The organism is Yersinia sp. 2545 StPb PI (genome assembly GCF_052217125.1).
GTDB lineage: Bacteria > Pseudomonadota > Gammaproteobacteria > Enterobacterales > Enterobacteriaceae > Yersinia > Yersinia enterocolitica_E.
The window spans coordinates 1,874,784-1,891,311 of the sequence record NZ_JAZGPY010000001.1; the positions used below are offsets into that span (position 1 = coordinate 1,874,784).

Genomic DNA, 16,528 nt, shown 5'->3' on the forward strand with positions numbered 1-16,528 from the left:
TTATAACGAAACATCATTTCATTTTTTGATTGAAAAGGATGTTCACGTGGACCGCAGTCCTGCGCTTTTTACCAATAAAAAATTTGTTTTCCTCGTGGCAACCTTCTGTTGCCTTCTTTGGGGCAGTGCCTACCCTGCGATTAAAAATGGTTATGCACTGTTTCATATCGCCCCAGATGACATTCCGAGCAAGATGGTGTTTGCGGGTTATCGCTTTTTATTGGCCGGGTTAGTGCTACTCATTTTTGCTGTTGCCAGTGGTAAAGCTATTGGCCGACTTAACAAGGGCCAATATAGGCAGATTGCCATTTTAGGTCTAACACAGACCACGTTACAGTATGTCTTTTTCTATATTGGGCTGGCATATACTACCGGGGTGAAAGGTTCCATCATGAATGCAACGGGGACATTCTTCAGTGTCTTGTTGGCGCATTATATTTATAAAAATGATCGATTATCATTTAATAAAATCATTGGCTGCGCACTGGGTTTTGCTGGCGTGATGGTGGTGAATTTTGGCGCCGATTTGATGGATTTTAATTTTTCACTGTTAGGTGAGGGAAGTGTGGTACTGGCTGCTTTCATCCTTTCTGCCGCCAGTATTTACGGCAAACGTATTTCACAAACCATGGATACCACGGTGATGACAGGCTACCAACTTGCCATCGGAGGGTTGGTGTTGACGCTTGGCGGTTATCTCTTTGGTGGCCATTTGAGTGACATTGGCTGGCGGGCTTTATTGTTATTGGCCTACCTGGTGCTGTTGTCATCGGCCGCTTTTGCACTCTGGAGCTTGCTACTCAAATATAATCGGGTAGGGATGGTTGCACCGTTCAATTTTCTCATCCCGGTTTCAGGTGCGGTTCTGTCCGCCATTTTCCTCAATGAAAGCATTTTAGAATGGAAGAATGCCCTTGCGCTGGTATTGGTTTGTGCGGGGATCATTTTGGTTAATCGAATAAAACAGAATAAGACAGAATAAGACAGAATAACGAATAAAGAATAAATAGTGCAAAGTTATCAATGTGGGGGATGTACTAGCCTTAATTGAATTTGAGATATTAGGGCTAATACCAGCAGTTAAATGTATTTTAACAATTTTAGCGTGCAACGATTTTTTCGATGTCGATAGAAAGCAAAGTGGCATTGGTTGGCTATAATAAACATGCACTTGATAAAGATATAAGTATCGTGTCCATTATTTCTTGAAGGTGACCTATGCTACATGTTGACATTCCAAGTCGTGAAGAATTTCTTAGTCTTTCTGATGTACGCTCCGATGCCTGCGTTTCCATCTATCTTGAAACATCACCGTTACATCAACAGTTAGCTGGCAGTAAAATCCAGCTGGGGAACTTAATAAAAGAGGCATTACAACAGCTTGAGGCCGTAAACTTTGATAAACGGCGTCTGGCTTTATTGGAAGAAGAGTTATATTCCGTATTAGAGGATGAGTCATTCTGGGATCTGCATGCTTACAGCCTCGCAATACTTGCGACGCCTGATACTTTGCGAACCTACCGTTTGGCTAATAAACTGCAAGACCAAGTAGAGATCAGTGAGCGTTTCCACCTCAAACCGTTATTACGCGCACTGACATTTCCACACTCCGCTTATATTCTGGCATTATCAGAAAATGAAGTGCGTTTGATTGAGTTTTTTGCCGATGCACCACCCGCTATCGTTTCTGTTCCCAACCTACCTGACAATGTGTTAAATGCAGTAGGTAAAGCTTCATTAAATGCACGTAAGTATGATGGCGTACATGAAAAAGTAAGGCTCGCACAATATACCCGGCAAATAGATAATGCCCTGCGGCCATTATTTGCCCGTCATAACTATCCGCTTATTTTAGTCAGTACTGAACCTTTGACGTCAATTTATCGGGCGACAAATTCATTATCAAATCTGGTGGATGAAACGTTATCTACCAATGCAGAACATCTTAATATTTCGGAACTTGCCACATTAGCGCGCCCGGTATTGGATAATTTCTATCGGGCGCAAATAGAGGGGCTGAAGCCGTTATTTGAACAGCGCGCAGGAGAACGTCGAGTCACTCATGATTTGTCGGATGCGGCACGGGCGGCAACGTTCGGTGCTATTGATTTATTACTGGTTGATATTGAAAGCCAAGTCCCAGGAACTATCAATGATCAGGGTATTATTACTTTTGCGTCAGAAGATGATGCTCTGACATATGGGGTTATCGATGAGATTGCCAGACGTGCATTGGCAACCGGAGCTCGAGTTTTGGCGGTGCGGGAAAGCGATTTAGCCGGTAAGCAGTTGAGCGCTATATTGCGTTATCCACTTTAAATTGTCTTAATTAATCAACAGGGTCGCATAGGCCCTGTTGCACTTAGCGCTTATTCAGCCAGATATTGGCGCAGTGTATTGAGTAAATGATCGAATACCACGCGGACTCGCTGGGTATTGCGTAGATCTTCATGCATCACCAGCCAAAACTCCAGTGGATACGAGAATTCTTGTGCTAACACCCGCACTAACCCAGATTGACGAGCTATGGGTTCATGGCAGGCACCAATGCCCAAACCGCTGCGTATTGCCGCCAACTGTGCCAAATGGCTATCAGTACGTAGGCGGTATTGGTGCGGTTTAAAATCGATTCCCTGTTCACGCAGAACCTGGACATCGTAGGTGTTACGATCCGGACCGATTAACGCGTGAAACGCTAATGCTCCGAGACTCTGCGGCATACCATGGCGCTCAATGTAATCTTCAGTAGCAAACAGCCCAACTTCGCAATAACCCGCCCGTTGCGCAATAACTGGCAACGCTTTGGGGCGTAAGGTTCTTACTGCAATATCGGCTTCCTGGCGGGTTAACCCCTCTATCTTGCTACCCAGACTTAATTCCAGCACCAGCTCAGGATAGTGTAAGCGCAGAGGTTCTAAGCGTTGCGGCAGGATTTCAACGCCAAGTAACTCACTGGTGGCAATGCGCACGGTATCTTTAGCTGACCCAATATCGGCGCAGGCGGCTCGTACAAAAGCGTCGGCAGCGGTGGCCATTTCCAAGGCATGGGGTAACAGTGCCCGCGCTGTTTCCGTTGGGATTAATCCAGTGGACGTGCGGTTAAACAATTTTTGCCCAAGACATTGTTCCAGCGACTCAATGTGCCGGCGGGCTGTCGGTTGCGAAACATTCAGACTCCGTGCGGCGGCAGATAAACTGCCTTCACGCATAATGGCCAGAAATGTACGCTGGTTATCCCAATCAGCAGGAGGTAGGTTCATAAAATTGATACTGTCAGATGGTCATAAATAGACAATTTCATTGCGTTCCCCTGTACGGTATCCCTATCACTTATTCATCATAACATCAGGCTTTATCGGTAACGATTTTCACCCCGACCCGACTTACCCGATCCGATTCCATTTCGGCAATCGTCCAGGTCAAGCCATCCCACTCAATCTGATCGCCAATAACCGGCTCTCCACCAAATAAATAGAGGACGAATTGGCCCAATGTTTGCTGTTTATCGATTCCGGGTTCCAGATTAAGGCCATAAATCTGAGAGATATCGTGGAGCTTGGCATCGGCATCAAGAATAAAGTCACCAAAGAAGCGTTCATCCAGTTGGATATTGGGCGACTGACTAAACAGTTTTCCCAATGCTGGCAGGTCGTGTTCCTGACCGATAACACACAAGATGTCACCTTCTTTCAGACGGGTACTGCCGGTGGGGTGCAATAAGTCTTTACCACGAAACAGCGCCGCAATACGTGTCCCTTTAGGCATTTTCAAATCGCGCAGCGCAGCACCGATACACCACTTGTCACAACTCAACTGGTAAATGAACTGTTCCCATTGGTTATTCATATCAATATCTAACCCAATGCGCGAGACCGGTGCTAGTGCTGGAGGCACCACCAATTTAGTTTTACGTGCGGCAAATGACAGGCTGGTACCCTGTAGCAGCAGTGATACCAGCACGACAAAAAAGGCCACATTGAAAAATAAATTCGCGTTGGGAATGCCGGCCATCATCGGGAATACGGCTAGAATAACCGGCACTGCACCGCGTAAACCCACCCAGGAAATAAAGATCCGTTCACGCAGATTAAAGCTTGGGAACGGCAGTAAACCAATGAACACCGACAGTGGTCGGGCGAACAAAATCATCCACAATGAGAGGAGCAGCGCTGGGATCGCTATCGGCAATAGGTCACTTGGATTAAGCAACAGCCCCAACACCAGGAACATCCCGATCTGACTCAGCCATGCCAGCCCATCGAAAGTTTGTAATATACCGGAGCGGTTACGGATAGGGCGGTTACCCAGTAATAGCCCGCAGAGATATACTGCCAGAATACCACTGCCGTTCATGGCCGTTGCCAATGAGAAAACCAGAATCCCACCACTAACTGCCAGCAGGGGATATAAACCATTCGCTAGCTCTATTCGGTTTATAAAGAGCAGCAGTAAACCGCCACCGCCTAACCCGATGATAATTCCCAGACCAAACTGTTGGATTAAGTGCACCAGGAACATCCAACTGAGGCTGGTTTCACCTGCGGAGATCATGGCAATCAAGGTAACGGTTAAAAACACCGCCATGGGGTCATTGCTGCCTGATTCTATCTCTAAAGTGGCACTGACGCGCTCGTTGAGGCCTTTACCCCCAAGCAGTGAGAATACCGCAGCGGCATCGGTCGAGCCAATAATCGCACCAATGAGCAGCCCTTGAATAATATCTAAATCGAACAGCCAGGCCGCAGCCAGGCCCGTCAGACCGGCAGTAATCACCACACCGACGGTTGCTAAAGAGAGCGCAGGCCACAGGGCAACACGGAATGATGAGGCTCTAGTGCGCATCCCGCCATCTAGCAGGATAACCGCCAACGCAAGGTTACTGACCAGATACGCCACTGGGTAGTTATCGAAAGCAATCCCGCCAATACCGTCGCCGCCTGCCAGCATACCGATGGCCAGAAAGATAACCAGAATCGGAATACCCAGCCGGGAAGAGAGTGAACTCAGTAAAATACTGGCTCCCACCAGCACTGCGCCGATCAAAAAGAGGCTATTAATTGCGATGGCGTCCAAGGTGGGAGTTCTCCTGATTTAAGGCGAAAATAAATGAATAACAGGCCAAAGTTATAAAAAATTATTATACACAGATTTACCTCATCTAATGCGAAGAGATGACCTAATTCAATGTGTTAAATCAGCATTTCTTTAGTTCATAGCGTTGTGGTACTTACTCACTTGAACCACTGATTTTGTCAGTTCTTTGGAATGGAATCATTTGCAGCTTTGCTGAAATGTAAAAGACGTTAAGTCTATATAATGATTAAAATTATGAGGATAAAAGAGGGGTCGCTCACCTTTAATTGCCCAGCGGGGAATCAAGGGTGAGCGTTGGATAGTAGAACTAGTCGCGTTTGAGTGTTACCAGCGCTCTTCTCAGTGCTTCTGCTGTCGGTGCTTTTTCCTGTTCAGGAAGATTATCGACAGAAAGCTGTGACAGTTCGTTAACTAATACGCTGCGATCTTTTCCGGTGATTGCGCTGTCCAGCGCTCCGCTAAGGCGGCTAACCAAGGCAAACAGGGTAGCGAACTCGGTGACTGCAACAGCATCAGACTTGGGATTATTCTCAGTAGATTCTTGCTTTTTCATCACAATTCCTCTTTTTGTTGTCACTGCAAGTGAAACAAATCCTGATAAGGAATCAACAGGATAGTTGCTCTGAAAGCAGAGCAAGCAGTGAGGCATTAGCCATCCCGCCATCTACATGATGGTTTCACAGTGTAGCCGTTTTATCGCTTAAGCGGTATGCCGATATTCATATCACTTAGCAATAACATTATTCGTTTGAATAATAATTTGATTACACCGTTTGCTGCTGCGGCTTGCCAGAAAATAAGAATTTCAGCAATGGAATACGGCGATGAATCTCATATAACATGAATGAAATCAGGCAAACAAAGGCCATGCCCACTACAAAGCCAAGGCCATTATTGTCAATTAGCGGTGTAATAAAGGCACCATAAATCAAGGTTAGCGGATGATGCACCAGGTAGATGAAAAGTGAGGCATTAACCAGATAGGTGATACGTGGTGAGGGGTAGTTTAATAACCGGTACCCAATAGAGTAGACCACATTGGTCATGGTCACGCCCATCAATGCCTTGATGATAAGATCCAGCTCAAAGGCAAAAAACTCAGCAGTATTAATATGTTGGTTTATCGAATAGGCGATGAATAACAACACTGAGGCCAAAAATGCACCAGGTGAAAAGGTAAGAAATACCCGTTTGAGTGGCGGATAGATAAAGCTGTAAGCACCCAATAGAAAGAACGGTAGATAAAACAAAGTCTCCATAACAAAGAAATTGAAGACACTATTAAAGAGTATTTCCGGGTTAAGAAGAAATATTATTCTACGAATGACCGCGTAGATTAATACAAAGCCAAACAATGATAGTGAGATTTTTCCTATATTATTCATTTCCTTTATCAACACTGGAAATGACTGTTGGTTATTCTTGATTTTTTTGAACAGATAAAAACAGATTGTCGTCAGCAATGCGAGGGTTAACAAAAACCATAAGTGTGAAACCATTTCCCAAATAGCAATATTTATTTTTTGATAAATTGTAAATGAATTCCAATCTTGTAATTTGGTGGTGTAATTTTTAAGGAGGTAAAATTGTGGCAATGTTATTAATGGGATGGCGGTGAGTAACGGAATAACCACCCGCTCCAGGCGGACCTTAAGCCAGCGCTGGCGCTCATAGCGTTGATATAACATGAACGAAAAATAGCCGGAAATAACAAAGAATACCTGCATGCGAAAGGCGTGAATGAAATCGTTTAGTAAGGTAAATAGATGTGAAGGATGCGTACTATTCACTGCCCAATGATGGTTGGAGTATATAAGAGAAAGATGAAAAGGAATGCCGAGTAACATCAAATAGGCGCGGATAGCGTCTAGAAAGTACTCCCGTTGGTTAGTATTTTTTTTCATACTTATTCACTATTTGTTATCGGAATTAGAATAACGCGCCGGTTTTACCCACGGAGTTGTTTTTATAGTAAACGTTTATTGATAACAATATACGTTATTCAATGGATCAGTAAGGCGAGAAACACTACTATAAGGGCTAATAATTTTCCATAGCGTATTTTAGCTGGGCAAGATAGTCTTGTGGCTTAGCCACGGGTTTAAACAATCAACCGTCAGCATAACTCAGGCATTTACGCTAACCTGAATTTATCTGTACGGTATGTGGGATAAACCGTCAATAATTTGGCTGTGATGATTTAAGCACCCGAACAGGGGGAGATGTGCGAGTTAATATTTTTTCAAACGTTAATAGAATGTCTAAAGGGTCACGCGCGAACAGCGTCAGATGGCTGGGGGTAACTCTCTTGCTGTCATTATTCACTTCTCAGGCAATGGCTTTCTCGTTAGATGATGTGGCTAAACAGGCACAGACATTGGCGGGTAAAAGCTTCGAGGCACCAAAAAGTAACCTTCCATCGCAATTTCGCGAAATGAAATTTGCCGACTATCAGCAGATTCAGTTTAACCATGACAAATCGTATTGGACCAAACTGGATACGCCATTTAAGTTAGAGTTCTATCACCAAGGCATGTACTTCGACACACCAGTGCAGATCAACGAAGTTACTGCGACCAGTGTTAAACCCATCAATTATAGCCCTGACTATTTTAACTTTGGTTCGGTCAAGCATGATGCCGAGTCAGTGAAGAACTTAGGTTTTGCTGGTTTTAAAGTGCTTTATCCGATCAATAAAGCGGATAAGAAAGACGAAATCGTAAGTATGCTTGGTGCCAGCTATTTTCGTGTGATTGGTAAAGGTCAGGTTTATGGCCTTTCTGCACGCGGGCTGGCCATTGATACTGCATTGGCCTCTGGCGAGGAGTTCCCACGTTTTCGTGAGTTCTGGATTGAGCGGCCTAAACCAAATGACAAACATCTGGTTATCTATGCTCTGCTGGACTCACCTCGTGCCACCGGTGCTTACCGTTTCGTCATTTATCCGGGGCGCGACACCACTATTGATGTACAGGCCAAAGTCTTCCTGCGCGACAAGGTTGAGAAGCTGGGTATTGCACCATTAACCAGCATGTTCCTGTTTGGGCCAAGCCAGCCGTCAGCAGTGTTGAACTATCGTCCGGCATTACATGATTCCAATGGTCTTTCTATTCATGCGGGTAATGGTGAATGGATTTGGCGACCACTGAATAATCCAAAACACCTGTCGGTCAGCACCTATACGGTGGAAAATCCAAAAGGGTTTGGTTTGCTACAACGGGGTCGTGAATTCTCGCAGTATGAAGATTTAGACGACCGCTACGATTTGCGTCCGAGTGCCTGGGTTGAACCGCGTGGTGATTGGGGCAAAGGTAAAGTTGAGCTGGTGGAAATTCCAACGGCGGATGAAACCAACGACAATATCGTGGCCTTCTGGTCACCAGACGTGTTGCCGGATGCAAAAACATCACTTGATCTGAATTACCGCCTGCACTTCACGCGCGATGAAGAGAAATTGCATTCGCCGGACGTGGCCTATGTCAAACAGACCTTACGTTCAACCGGTGATGTGAAACAGTCGAATCTGATTCGTCAGCCTGATGGCAGTGTGGCATTCCTGGTTGATTTTGTCGGTCCAGTGTTGAAATCACTTGATGAAAATACACCGCTAGCTTCACAGGTCAGTATCGACGACAACGGTGAATTGATCGAGAACAGTGTGCGCTACAACCCGGTTACTAAGGGCTGGCGTTTAACATTGCGGCTGAAAGTTAAGGACGCAAAAAAACCGATAGAAATGCGTGCTGCGCTGGTTAACGGTGATAAAACCCTGACTGAAACCTGGAGCTATCAGCTACCTGCCGATGAATAAGTCAAATCAATCTCCTGTACAGGATTATATTGCGGACTTGCCCCTGACTGCTCAGCAGCAAGGGGCGCTGCGTGATGCTCTACCTGAAGATGTATTACTCGATAGCCCCCCTGAAGCGATGCAGCATTTGCATCAGCAACTGGCGGCCAGTGCGCCACCAACGGGAGTTTTTAGCCAGGAAGACAGTGCGTTAGCATCAGTCAATGCCCGTCTGCGTGCGGCGTGGCCGGAGGCCTTGGCGCAAGGGAAACAACTGGAGTCAGATTGCGAAGGGCGCACGATCATTAATGCGATGCCGCCCATCAAACGCACCAGTATGGCACCGCAGGCATGGCGGACCAATCCGGTGGGGCGTTTTTGGGATTCATTATTGGGTCGTAACCCGGTGTCACGGGCACAAACCCATGAGCAGGCCATCGCCGAGAAGAAATGGCGTAGTGTAGGTTCTCTGCGCCGCTATATTTTGCTGATACTCATTGTGTTGCAAACTACCATTGCGACCAGTTATATGAAGACCATTCTGCCCTACCAGGGGTGGGCGTTAATCGATCCTTTTGAGATCTGGCAACAAAACTGGCAGGTTTCGGTAATGCAATTGCTGCCTTACCTGCTACAAACCGGCATCCTGATTCTGTTTGCCGTGCTGTTTTGTTGGGTCTCTGCCGGATTCTGGACCGCGCTGATGGGCTTCCTGCAATTGCTGATTGGCAAAGATAAATACAGCATATCCTCTACTATCAAAGGAGATGAGGCGCTCAATCCAGCTCACCGGACCGCGCTGATTATGCCAATTTGTAATGAGGACGTGGAGCGGGTATTTGCGGGGCTACGTGCTACTTATGAGTCAGTCGCCGCCACGGGTCAGCTTGAGCACTTCGATATTTATGTGCTGAGTGACAGTTATGACCCCGATATCTGTGTGGCAGAGCAGAAAGCCTGGCTGGAGCTGTGTCGTGATGTCGATGGGCATGGGCGCATTTTCTACCGCCGCCGCCGCCGCCGGGTTAAACGCAAAAGCGGTAATATCGATGACTTCTGCCGCCGTTGGGGCAGTCAGTACAGCTATATGGTGATTCTGGATGCCGATAGCGTGATGAGCGGTGAGTGTTTGACCGGGCTGGTGCGGCTGATGGAAGCCAATCCAAATGCCGGGATTATCCAATCTGCGCCGAAAGCCTCAGGTATGGACACGCTGTATGCCCGTATCCAGCAATTTGCCACGCGAGTCTATGGTCCGCTGTTTACGGCTGGTTTACATTACTGGCAGTTAGGCGAATCCCATTACTGGGGCCACAATGCCATTATTCGGGTTAAGCCTTTTATCGAGCATTGTGCACTGGCACCATTACCGGGTGAAGGTTCGTTCGCAGGTTCCATTTTGTCGCATGACTTTGTGGAAGCGGCATTAATGCGTCGTGCCGGCTGGGGAGTGTGGATTGCTTATGATTTGCCGGGTAGCTATGAAGAACTGCCACCTAATTTGCTTGATGAACTAAAACGAGACCGCCGTTGGTGCCACGGTAATCTGATGAATTTCAGGTTGTTCCTGGTTAAGGGCATGCATCCGGTTCACCGGGCTGTGTTCCTCACCGGTGTGATGTCATATCTGTCTGCGCCGTTGTGGTTTATGTTCCTGGTGCTGTGTACTGCTTTGCAAGCGGTGCATACCTTGATGGAACCGCAGTATTTCCTGCAACCGCGTCAACTGTTCCCAGTCTGGCCCCAGTGGCGGCCCGAGCTGGCAATTGGCTTGTTCTCCACCACTTTGGTATTACTGTTCTTGCCAAAATTACTCAGCATCATTTTGATCTGGGCAAAAGGGGCGAAAGAGTACGGTGGGGCGCTGCGTCTATTGCTGTCGATGCTGGCTGAAATGTTGTTCTCCGTGTTACTGGCCCCTGTGCGCATGCTGTTCCATACCGTGTTTGTGGTCAGCGCCTTCCTCGGTTGGTCTGTGCAGTGGAACTCACCACAACGTGATGATGATGCCACGCCGTGGAGTGAAGCTATGGTTCGTCACGGCTCGCAATTGTTACTGGGTCTGGTTTGGGCCGGTGGCGTGGCCTGGCTGGATCTGCGCTTCTTGTGGTGGTTATCGCCGATTGTATTTTCGTTGATTCTGTCACCGCTAGTCTCTGTGGTTTCCAGCCGTCGGACATTGGGGATGGCCAGTAAACGGGCTAAATTATTTTTGATCCCGGAAGAGTATAATCCACCACGAGAATTGCTGGCGACGGAAGAGTACCTGAAGCTTAACCATCAGCGGGCGCTCAGTAATGGTTTCTTGCATGCGGTGATGAACCCATCGTATAACGCGCTGGCCAGTGCGATGGCGACAGCTCGCCACCATACCCGTGCGATTATCGAGCAGGTGCGTGGCGAGCGGCTGACACTCGCGCTGGAGGCTGGGCCGGATAAATTGGCTAAATTACAGCGTCTGGAATTACTCAGCGACCCGGTATTGATTTCGCGTTTGCACCAGCAAGTCTGGCAGCAGCCGGAGCAGTATCAGATTTGGAACGGGTATTATCGCCAACTCGCGCATAATATAAAGGCGTTTCCAGCAGCGAAGTAACGCTGATATGAAGTAACGGTAATATTGAGTAAAAACGGGCGTACATTATGTATAGCCCGTTTTTTTATTAGTGATAATTCGGTCTGAGCGGTGATAGCGTATTAGTGAATACGGACTAACGCTTTAACACTTTCTATGTTTTACATTAGCCAGATTGAGTCTTAACCGTTGTTTACATGGCGCTATGATAAGCTGTGTATCGCGCTAAACCTGAAGAGTAACTGTGTGAATCCCATCGTTAAACTGACCCATTGCCCTAGCAGCATGGCCCGCATTGTTATGCTGGTGATCGGTATTATGTTGTTGTCCGGCTGTGGCAGCATTATCAGCCGCACGGTGCCGGGGCAGGGCCATGGGCATCAATACTATCCTGGCGTGCAATGGGATATGCGTGAGGGACCATGGAAATATGTCACGGTGATAGACGTTCCGCTGTCAATGATAGTTGATACTTTTATGCTGCCAATCGATGCTCGTCATGGTCCTTATGAGTAACATCATTCGTTGGTAGCAAAAATCAGCAGTTGGTAGTGTTGTTGCTGACAAACGAATTCACTGATCGGTGTCATATGTAACCCTTTGACATGGGCTGCCAATGAGTGTGGATTATTGTTGTTAACAAACGCGGCCCCTACATCAAATTGATGACAGGTATGGTTTTTAACGGCGCTAAACAGCTGTTTAAGCACCCCTTTGCCGCGCCAGCGGCTATCGATACACACCGGCCCGTAAAGAAATACCCGCAATTGTGCTAATGGTTGGCCTTGATACTGTTGATGGCTTATGGCTTCCAGCATGGCATCAACCACCGGTGGCCGTGGTTGTTTATCCGTGTGGGCCAGACAGACAAAACCCGCGACTTGCCCATCATCAACTGCAACCAGAATCCCCAAATCTTGGTTAATTGAATCCAGTTGCTTTTCATCCATTTGTGACACAATAAAACCCTGTTTGCGCTGCTCCGGGCTTAAATTTTCTGGGGTATTTTGTCGCTGCAATTGTAAGATGGCCGGGTAGTCTGCAGGTTGCGCAGGTCTTATTTTCATGTTTAATCTCTAGGTTCAAATGTGTTATCAGGAGAGAGTCGATGCCATCAAAAGCAGTGAGGTTACCCGATACCCACGTAAGTAAACCGCCGTCAGTATTACCGAAAACCTCGATAATGCGTGTTGCCAGACCCACAGATAATCTTAAATTAATCAGTGAGATGTACTGCCGTGGGCTAGGCTTTAGCCAACTGGGCCATTTTGCTGATCATCAGGGATTTGATGGTGTTATTCTCGGACATCCACATCACACTTACCATTTAGAGTTTACTCATCATCGCGGTGTTCGGGTAGGGGCGGCACCGACGCAGGACAACTTATTAGTATTTTATATACCGGATCAAGCGCAATGGGTTGTGCAGTGCCAGCAGATGGCGGCGGCAGGTTTTCGTAAGGTCACTGCTTATAATCCTTACTGGGATGTCAGTGGCAAAACATTCGAAGATAGTGATGGTTATCGTGTGGTATTACAGCAACAGGAATGGCTGTTGTAGAACAAAACCCGCCCCCAGGGCGGGTTTGTGTGAACCGAGGTTGCAGTGCATGCATCAGGCGGCTTGTTGGCCCTGAGTATTATTCATCAGCCGGCGAATCGGTACGATAAGCAATATTAACACTGCCGCACAGATAACCAATGCAATTGAGCAACGGGCGAACAGTGTCGGCAGCATATCAAGCTGGTCAGCTTTAACATGTCCGCCAATCAGGCCTGCTGCCAGATTACCCAGAGAACTGGCGCAGAACCACAAGCCCATCACCTGGCCGCGCATTCTGTCTGGTGCAAGTAGGGTCATGGTGGCCAAACCGATCGGGCTAAGGCACAATTCACCCAGTGTCAGCAGTAGTATACTCATCACCAGCCACAGCGGTGAAACACCGGCACCACCACTGCTAAGCACATGCTGAGCGGCATACATCATCACAGCGAAACCGGCCGCCGCGCATAAAATACCGATGACAAATTTAGTGATACTGCTGGGCTGAATTTTCTTCTTCGCCAATGCAGGCCAGCCCCAACTGAATACCGGCGCCAACAGAATAATAAACAGCGCATTGATTGACTGGAACCAGACCGTTGGGATCTCAAAGCCCATAAACATACGGTTGGTATAGTCATTAGCAAACAGGTTGAATGAAGTTGGTTTCTGCTCGAAGGCTGACCAGAAGAACGCCGCAGACACTAACAGAATGAAGCACACCAATAGGCGAGCGCGATCTTTACGGCTCATATTGGCAAAGGCAAACAGATAAACGAAATAGAGTGTTACTGAGGCCGCAATAACATAGACCAATAAGCTGGCAATCAATACTGGGTTTATCGGGATAACCCCTTGTGATATCAGGGTAATCAGCACCGCCACTAGCACCATAATACCTGCAACCCACTTGCCAACCCCTTGACGCTGATTGGTCGGTTTATTCCAGCTTGAGTCTAGCCCGACCTCTGCGTCATAGCGTTTCATCGCTGGGATAGCAAAACCACGGAAAATAACCAGTGCGACCAGCATACCAATACCGCCGATACCAAAACCCCAGTGCCAGCCGTGGGATCGCAGCAACCAACCTGACAGTAGCGGCGCGATAAATGACCCCATATTGATACCCATATAGAACAGAGAGAAACCACCGTCGCGGCGGGCATCACCTGGCTTATACAGGGTGCCGACCATGACTGAGATACAGGTCTTGAACAGACCGGTACCCAGCACGATAAACACTAAACCGATAAAGAACATGTCATTGCCGAAGAACGCTGATAGCGCAATCGACAGATGACCCAGTGCAATCAGGATAGAACCATACCAGACTGCACGTTGCTGGCCGAGCCAGTTATCAGCCAGCCAGCCACCGGGTAATGCTGCCAGATACATGCTACCGGCAAAAATCCCGACGATAGCGGAGGCTTGCTCACGAGGCAGGCCCATACCACCGTCAAATACAGTGGCGGCCATAAACAGAATTAACAGTGGGCGGATGCCGTAGAACGAGAAACGCTCCCACATTTCAGAAAGAAACAGGCCGCTGAGCGGATAAGGATGGCCAAAGAACGTGCGGCCGCCTTCGGAGTTAACAGAGGTTTGCATAAAGTCTTCCCATAGAATCGCCGTTAAAGTCGGGCGAATAAGCCATCATCGAATGTTCACCCCTTTGGCACTACGGCCAGTTATCAGGGTTAACACTCGTTACAGTAGAATTTAACGCAATAATAACGTCATTTTTTGCTGCCTATCGGGGTTATATCGTATTTTTAGATGAAAAGTCGATACACATCGCATTTATCAGGGTTATCTTTCTGACTTTGAGTGCATTTCACTACAAAAGATAGGGACTAAGTTTCATTATTTAATCTTATTATTAATATTATTTATCAATAAGTTAAATCAATAGGTTATGGCTATTTTGACATGAGAGAGTGCTGAAATAAAAAATTTTCGCATAAAAACACAATAAACAGCAACTTGGCGAGGGATTAACGTTTGATGGGGTCTTTGTCAGTGCATCTCAGGAGGATTCGGGCAGAAAAGAGCAGGAATATACGTGCTTTTGTTTAGGGACTTAGGATGGTTTATGCTGGTATCCGGCGGTTGGGTTACCCCTCTAATCTTTAGCTATCTTGCTGTTGTTGAACCTCACGTTGCCGTGCTTTTAAGGGCTGGCGCTGTAAACACCAGTAAGAATAGATCGCGTTAAATAGCACCACCAAAGCAGTTACACAGAATACAGCGCGGAAACCATAGCTGGCAGAAACCGCAGCCCCGAGTAGCGGGCCGCTGACATTACCGACATCACGAAACGATTGGTTATAACTGAAAATCCGGCCAGCCACTTGATTGGTGCAGTTATAAATCAGTAACGTCTGTACCGCAGGGAGCAATGCACCATCCGTTGCCCCCAACAAGAAGCGCAAAATACCCAATTGCAATGGAGTCTGCACGAAAGCCATCGGGATCAGGATAAGCACTGACAGAGCCAGCATGGCAATCAGAATGCGCTCTGGGCCGATTCTATCACCCAGTTTTCCTAATCTCGGCGCGCTCATCAATGCAGCAACCCCTGGGACTGACGCAATCATGCCGCTGACGAAAGCCAAATTATGAATATCACCGGCCAGTTCGCGCACATACAGCGTCAAGATCGGCGCAATTGAGCCAGTAGCAATCTGGATTATCATGGTGGTGACAAACAGGCTCAGGATTAACTTTGGGTTCTTCAGGGAGTTAAATACTTGCCGCCCGTTAAGCATGTCTTTTTTCAGTACCGGTGCAAACTGCTCCCTGACATACAGCCAGGTTAGAGCAAAACAGAGCAACAACACCGCCGCGGTAATAAAGAATACCGGTCTCAGGCCATAGTTATCCGCTAACAACCCGCCGATCAGTGGCCCGATTAATGCACCGCTCACTCCACCGGTTGAGAGCGTCCCCAAAGCCCAGCCACTCTTGTTGCGCGGTACTTGAGTGGCGATCAGTGCATTGGCATTTGGAATAAAACCACCCAGTAGTCCCAGCAGTGCACGTAATGCCAGAAACTGCCAGATATTCTGTGCCATACCCATTAAAACCATCACGATCCCCATGCCTAACGCTGAGCGTAATAGCATGATTTTCCGCCCTTTACGATCAGCCAGGCTCCCCCAGAAGGGGGCGGCAATGGCAGAAAACAGAAAAGTAATACTGAATACCAGACCGGACCACATATTCAATGACTGGTGACCGCTCACGCCTAACTCCTCCACATACAATGGCAAGAATGGCATGATCAAACTAAATGCAGCACCGGTTAGAAAACAGCCTAACCAGGTGACAAATAGGTTTCTTTTCCAGTTAACAGGTTGTGGCGCCGAGGTCATAAATTACCGATTAAGCAAGTGATTGCTTTGCGTCTCTTTATTCGTCAGTAGGGCGTTTGAAGGGGCGGCAAAGCACGAGAAGCAGATACTTAGCCTGATAAGTATGCGCTCATAGTGCAGCGACATCAATGAGATAAATATTAGTTTTTATA

The 16,528-nt window shown here is 47.3% G+C and carries 13 protein-coding genes; 6 read left to right on the forward strand and 7 right to left on the reverse strand.

Going from position 1 to position 16,528, the window contains the following annotated elements; translation table 11 throughout:
* Positions 1-46 precede the first annotated feature (46 nt).
* The gene (locus tag V1955_RS08575) at positions 47-982 is read left to right on the forward strand and encodes a DMT family transporter (protein WP_372559297.1); all 936 of its coding nucleotides are present in this window, start codon (positions 47-49) and stop codon (positions 980-982) included.
* Between the two features lie 236 nt (positions 983-1,218).
* Positions 1,219-2,319, forward strand: a complete 1,101-nt coding sequence (locus tag V1955_RS08580) for a baeRF11 domain-containing protein (protein WP_372559296.1) — start codon at positions 1,219-1,221, stop codon at positions 2,317-2,319.
* Positions 2,320-2,369: 50 nt separating this feature from the next.
* Here V1955_RS08580 and V1955_RS08585 read toward each other — a convergent pair whose 3' ends face one another.
* The 4 genes from V1955_RS08585 to mdoC all read right to left on the reverse strand — a co-directional run bounded on the left by V1955_RS08585 (position 2,370) and on the right by mdoC (position 6,998).
* Entirely contained in the window at positions 2,370-3,260 is an 891-nt protein-coding gene (locus tag V1955_RS08585) for a LysR family transcriptional regulator (protein ID WP_372569301.1), read from the reverse strand.
* A gap of 85 nt (positions 3,261-3,345) precedes the next feature.
* Positions 3,346-5,073, reverse strand: a complete 1,728-nt coding sequence (locus tag V1955_RS08590) for a potassium/proton antiporter (protein ID WP_083158494.1) — start codon at positions 5,071-5,073, stop codon at positions 3,346-3,348.
* Positions 5,074-5,401: 328 nt separating this feature from the next.
* Positions 5,402-5,647, reverse strand: a complete 246-nt coding sequence (locus V1955_RS08595) for a hypothetical protein (protein WP_193784638.1) — start codon at positions 5,645-5,647, stop codon at positions 5,402-5,404.
* Between the two features lie 211 nt (positions 5,648-5,858).
* Positions 5,859-6,998, reverse strand: coding sequence for a glucans biosynthesis protein MdoC (gene mdoC / locus V1955_RS08600; protein ID WP_442820791.1), 1,140 nt, complete (start codon positions 6,996-6,998; stop codon positions 5,859-5,861).
* Positions 6,999-7,351: 353 nt separating this feature from the next.
* Between mdoC and V1955_RS08605 the strand changes: the two genes are divergently transcribed.
* From V1955_RS08605 to V1955_RS08615, 3 genes are all read left to right on the forward strand, one after another.
* Entirely contained in the window at positions 7,352-8,905 is a 1,554-nt protein-coding gene (locus V1955_RS08605; protein ID WP_083158497.1) for a glucan biosynthesis protein G, read from the forward strand.
* Positions 8,898-11,480, forward strand: a complete 2,583-nt coding sequence (gene mdoH / locus V1955_RS08610) for a glucans biosynthesis glucosyltransferase MdoH (protein WP_372569299.1) — start codon at positions 8,898-8,900, stop codon at positions 11,478-11,480. Before V1955_RS08605 ends, mdoH begins: the two co-directional genes overlap by 8 nt.
* Before the next feature lie 264 nt (positions 11,481-11,744).
* Positions 11,745-11,975 carry a YceK/YidQ family lipoprotein gene (locus V1955_RS08615; protein ID WP_083163564.1) on the forward strand — a complete coding sequence of 77 codons (231 nt, stop codon included), beginning with the start codon at positions 11,745-11,747 and terminating at the stop codon, positions 11,973-11,975.
* Positions 11,976-11,977: 2 nt separating this feature from the next.
* Here V1955_RS08615 and V1955_RS08620 read toward each other — a convergent pair whose 3' ends face one another.
* Complete coding sequence (locus V1955_RS08620; RefSeq protein WP_442820792.1) at positions 11,978-12,526, reverse strand: GNAT family N-acetyltransferase; 549 nt, start codon at positions 12,524-12,526, stop codon at positions 11,978-11,980.
* Between the two features lie 116 nt (positions 12,527-12,642).
* Between V1955_RS08620 and V1955_RS08625 the strand changes: the two genes are divergently transcribed.
* Positions 12,643-13,020 (forward strand): VOC family protein, encoded by a 378-nt coding sequence (locus tag V1955_RS08625; protein WP_442821434.1) that lies wholly within the window; start codon positions 12,643-12,645, stop codon positions 13,018-13,020.
* A 54-nt stretch (positions 13,021-13,074) separates the two neighbouring features.
* On the opposite strand, the gene V1955_RS08630 is transcribed toward V1955_RS08625, so the two are convergent.
* Both V1955_RS08630 and mdtG read right to left on the reverse strand, forming a co-directional pair.
* The gene (locus V1955_RS08630) at positions 13,075-14,610 is read right to left on the reverse strand and encodes a peptide MFS transporter (protein WP_420073491.1); all 1,536 of its coding nucleotides are present in this window, start codon (positions 14,608-14,610) and stop codon (positions 13,075-13,077) included.
* 521 nt (positions 14,611-15,131) lie between these two features.
* The gene (mdtG, locus tag V1955_RS08635; RefSeq protein WP_083158502.1) at positions 15,132-16,376 is read right to left on the reverse strand and encodes a multidrug efflux MFS transporter MdtG; all 1,245 of its coding nucleotides are present in this window, start codon (positions 16,374-16,376) and stop codon (positions 15,132-15,134) included.
* Positions 16,377-16,528: the final 152 nt, after the last annotated feature.

Bases quoted from the DNA above. Each gene is read 5' to 3' on its own strand.
- V1955_RS08580 (WP_372559296.1), top strand. From the start codon at position 1,219: ATGCTACATGTTGACATTCCAAGTCGTGAAGAATTTCTTAGTCTTTCT.
- V1955_RS08585 (WP_372569301.1), bottom strand. From the start codon at position 3,260: ATGAACCTACCTCCTGCTGATTGGGATAACCAGCGTACATTTCTGGCC.
- V1955_RS08595 (WP_193784638.1), bottom strand. From the start codon at position 5,647: ATGAAAAAGCAAGAATCTACTGAGAATAATCCCAAGTCTGATGCTGTT.
- mdoC (WP_442820791.1), bottom strand. From the start codon at position 6,998: ATGAAAAAAAATACTAACCAACGGGAGTACTTTCTAGACGCTATCCGC.
- V1955_RS08605 (WP_083158497.1), top strand. From the start codon at position 7,352: ATGTCTAAAGGGTCACGCGCGAACAGCGTCAGATGGCTGGGGGTAACT.
- mdoH (WP_372569299.1), top strand. From the start codon at position 8,898: ATGAATAAGTCAAATCAATCTCCTGTACAGGATTATATTGCGGACTTG.
- V1955_RS08615 (WP_083163564.1), top strand. From the start codon at position 11,745: ATGGCCCGCATTGTTATGCTGGTGATCGGTATTATGTTGTTGTCCGGC.
- V1955_RS08620 (WP_442820792.1), bottom strand. From the start codon at position 12,526: ATGAAAATAAGACCTGCGCAACCTGCAGACTACCCGGCCATCTTACAA.
- V1955_RS08625 (WP_442821434.1), top strand. From the start codon at position 12,643: ATGCGTGTTGCCAGACCCACAGATAATCTTAAATTAATCAGTGAGATG.
- V1955_RS08630 (WP_420073491.1), bottom strand. From the start codon at position 14,610: ATGCAAACCTCTGTTAACTCCGAAGGCGGCCGCACGTTCTTTGGCCAT.
- mdtG (WP_083158502.1), bottom strand. From the start codon at position 16,376: ATGACCTCGGCGCCACAACCTGTTAACTGGAAAAGAAACCTATTTGTC.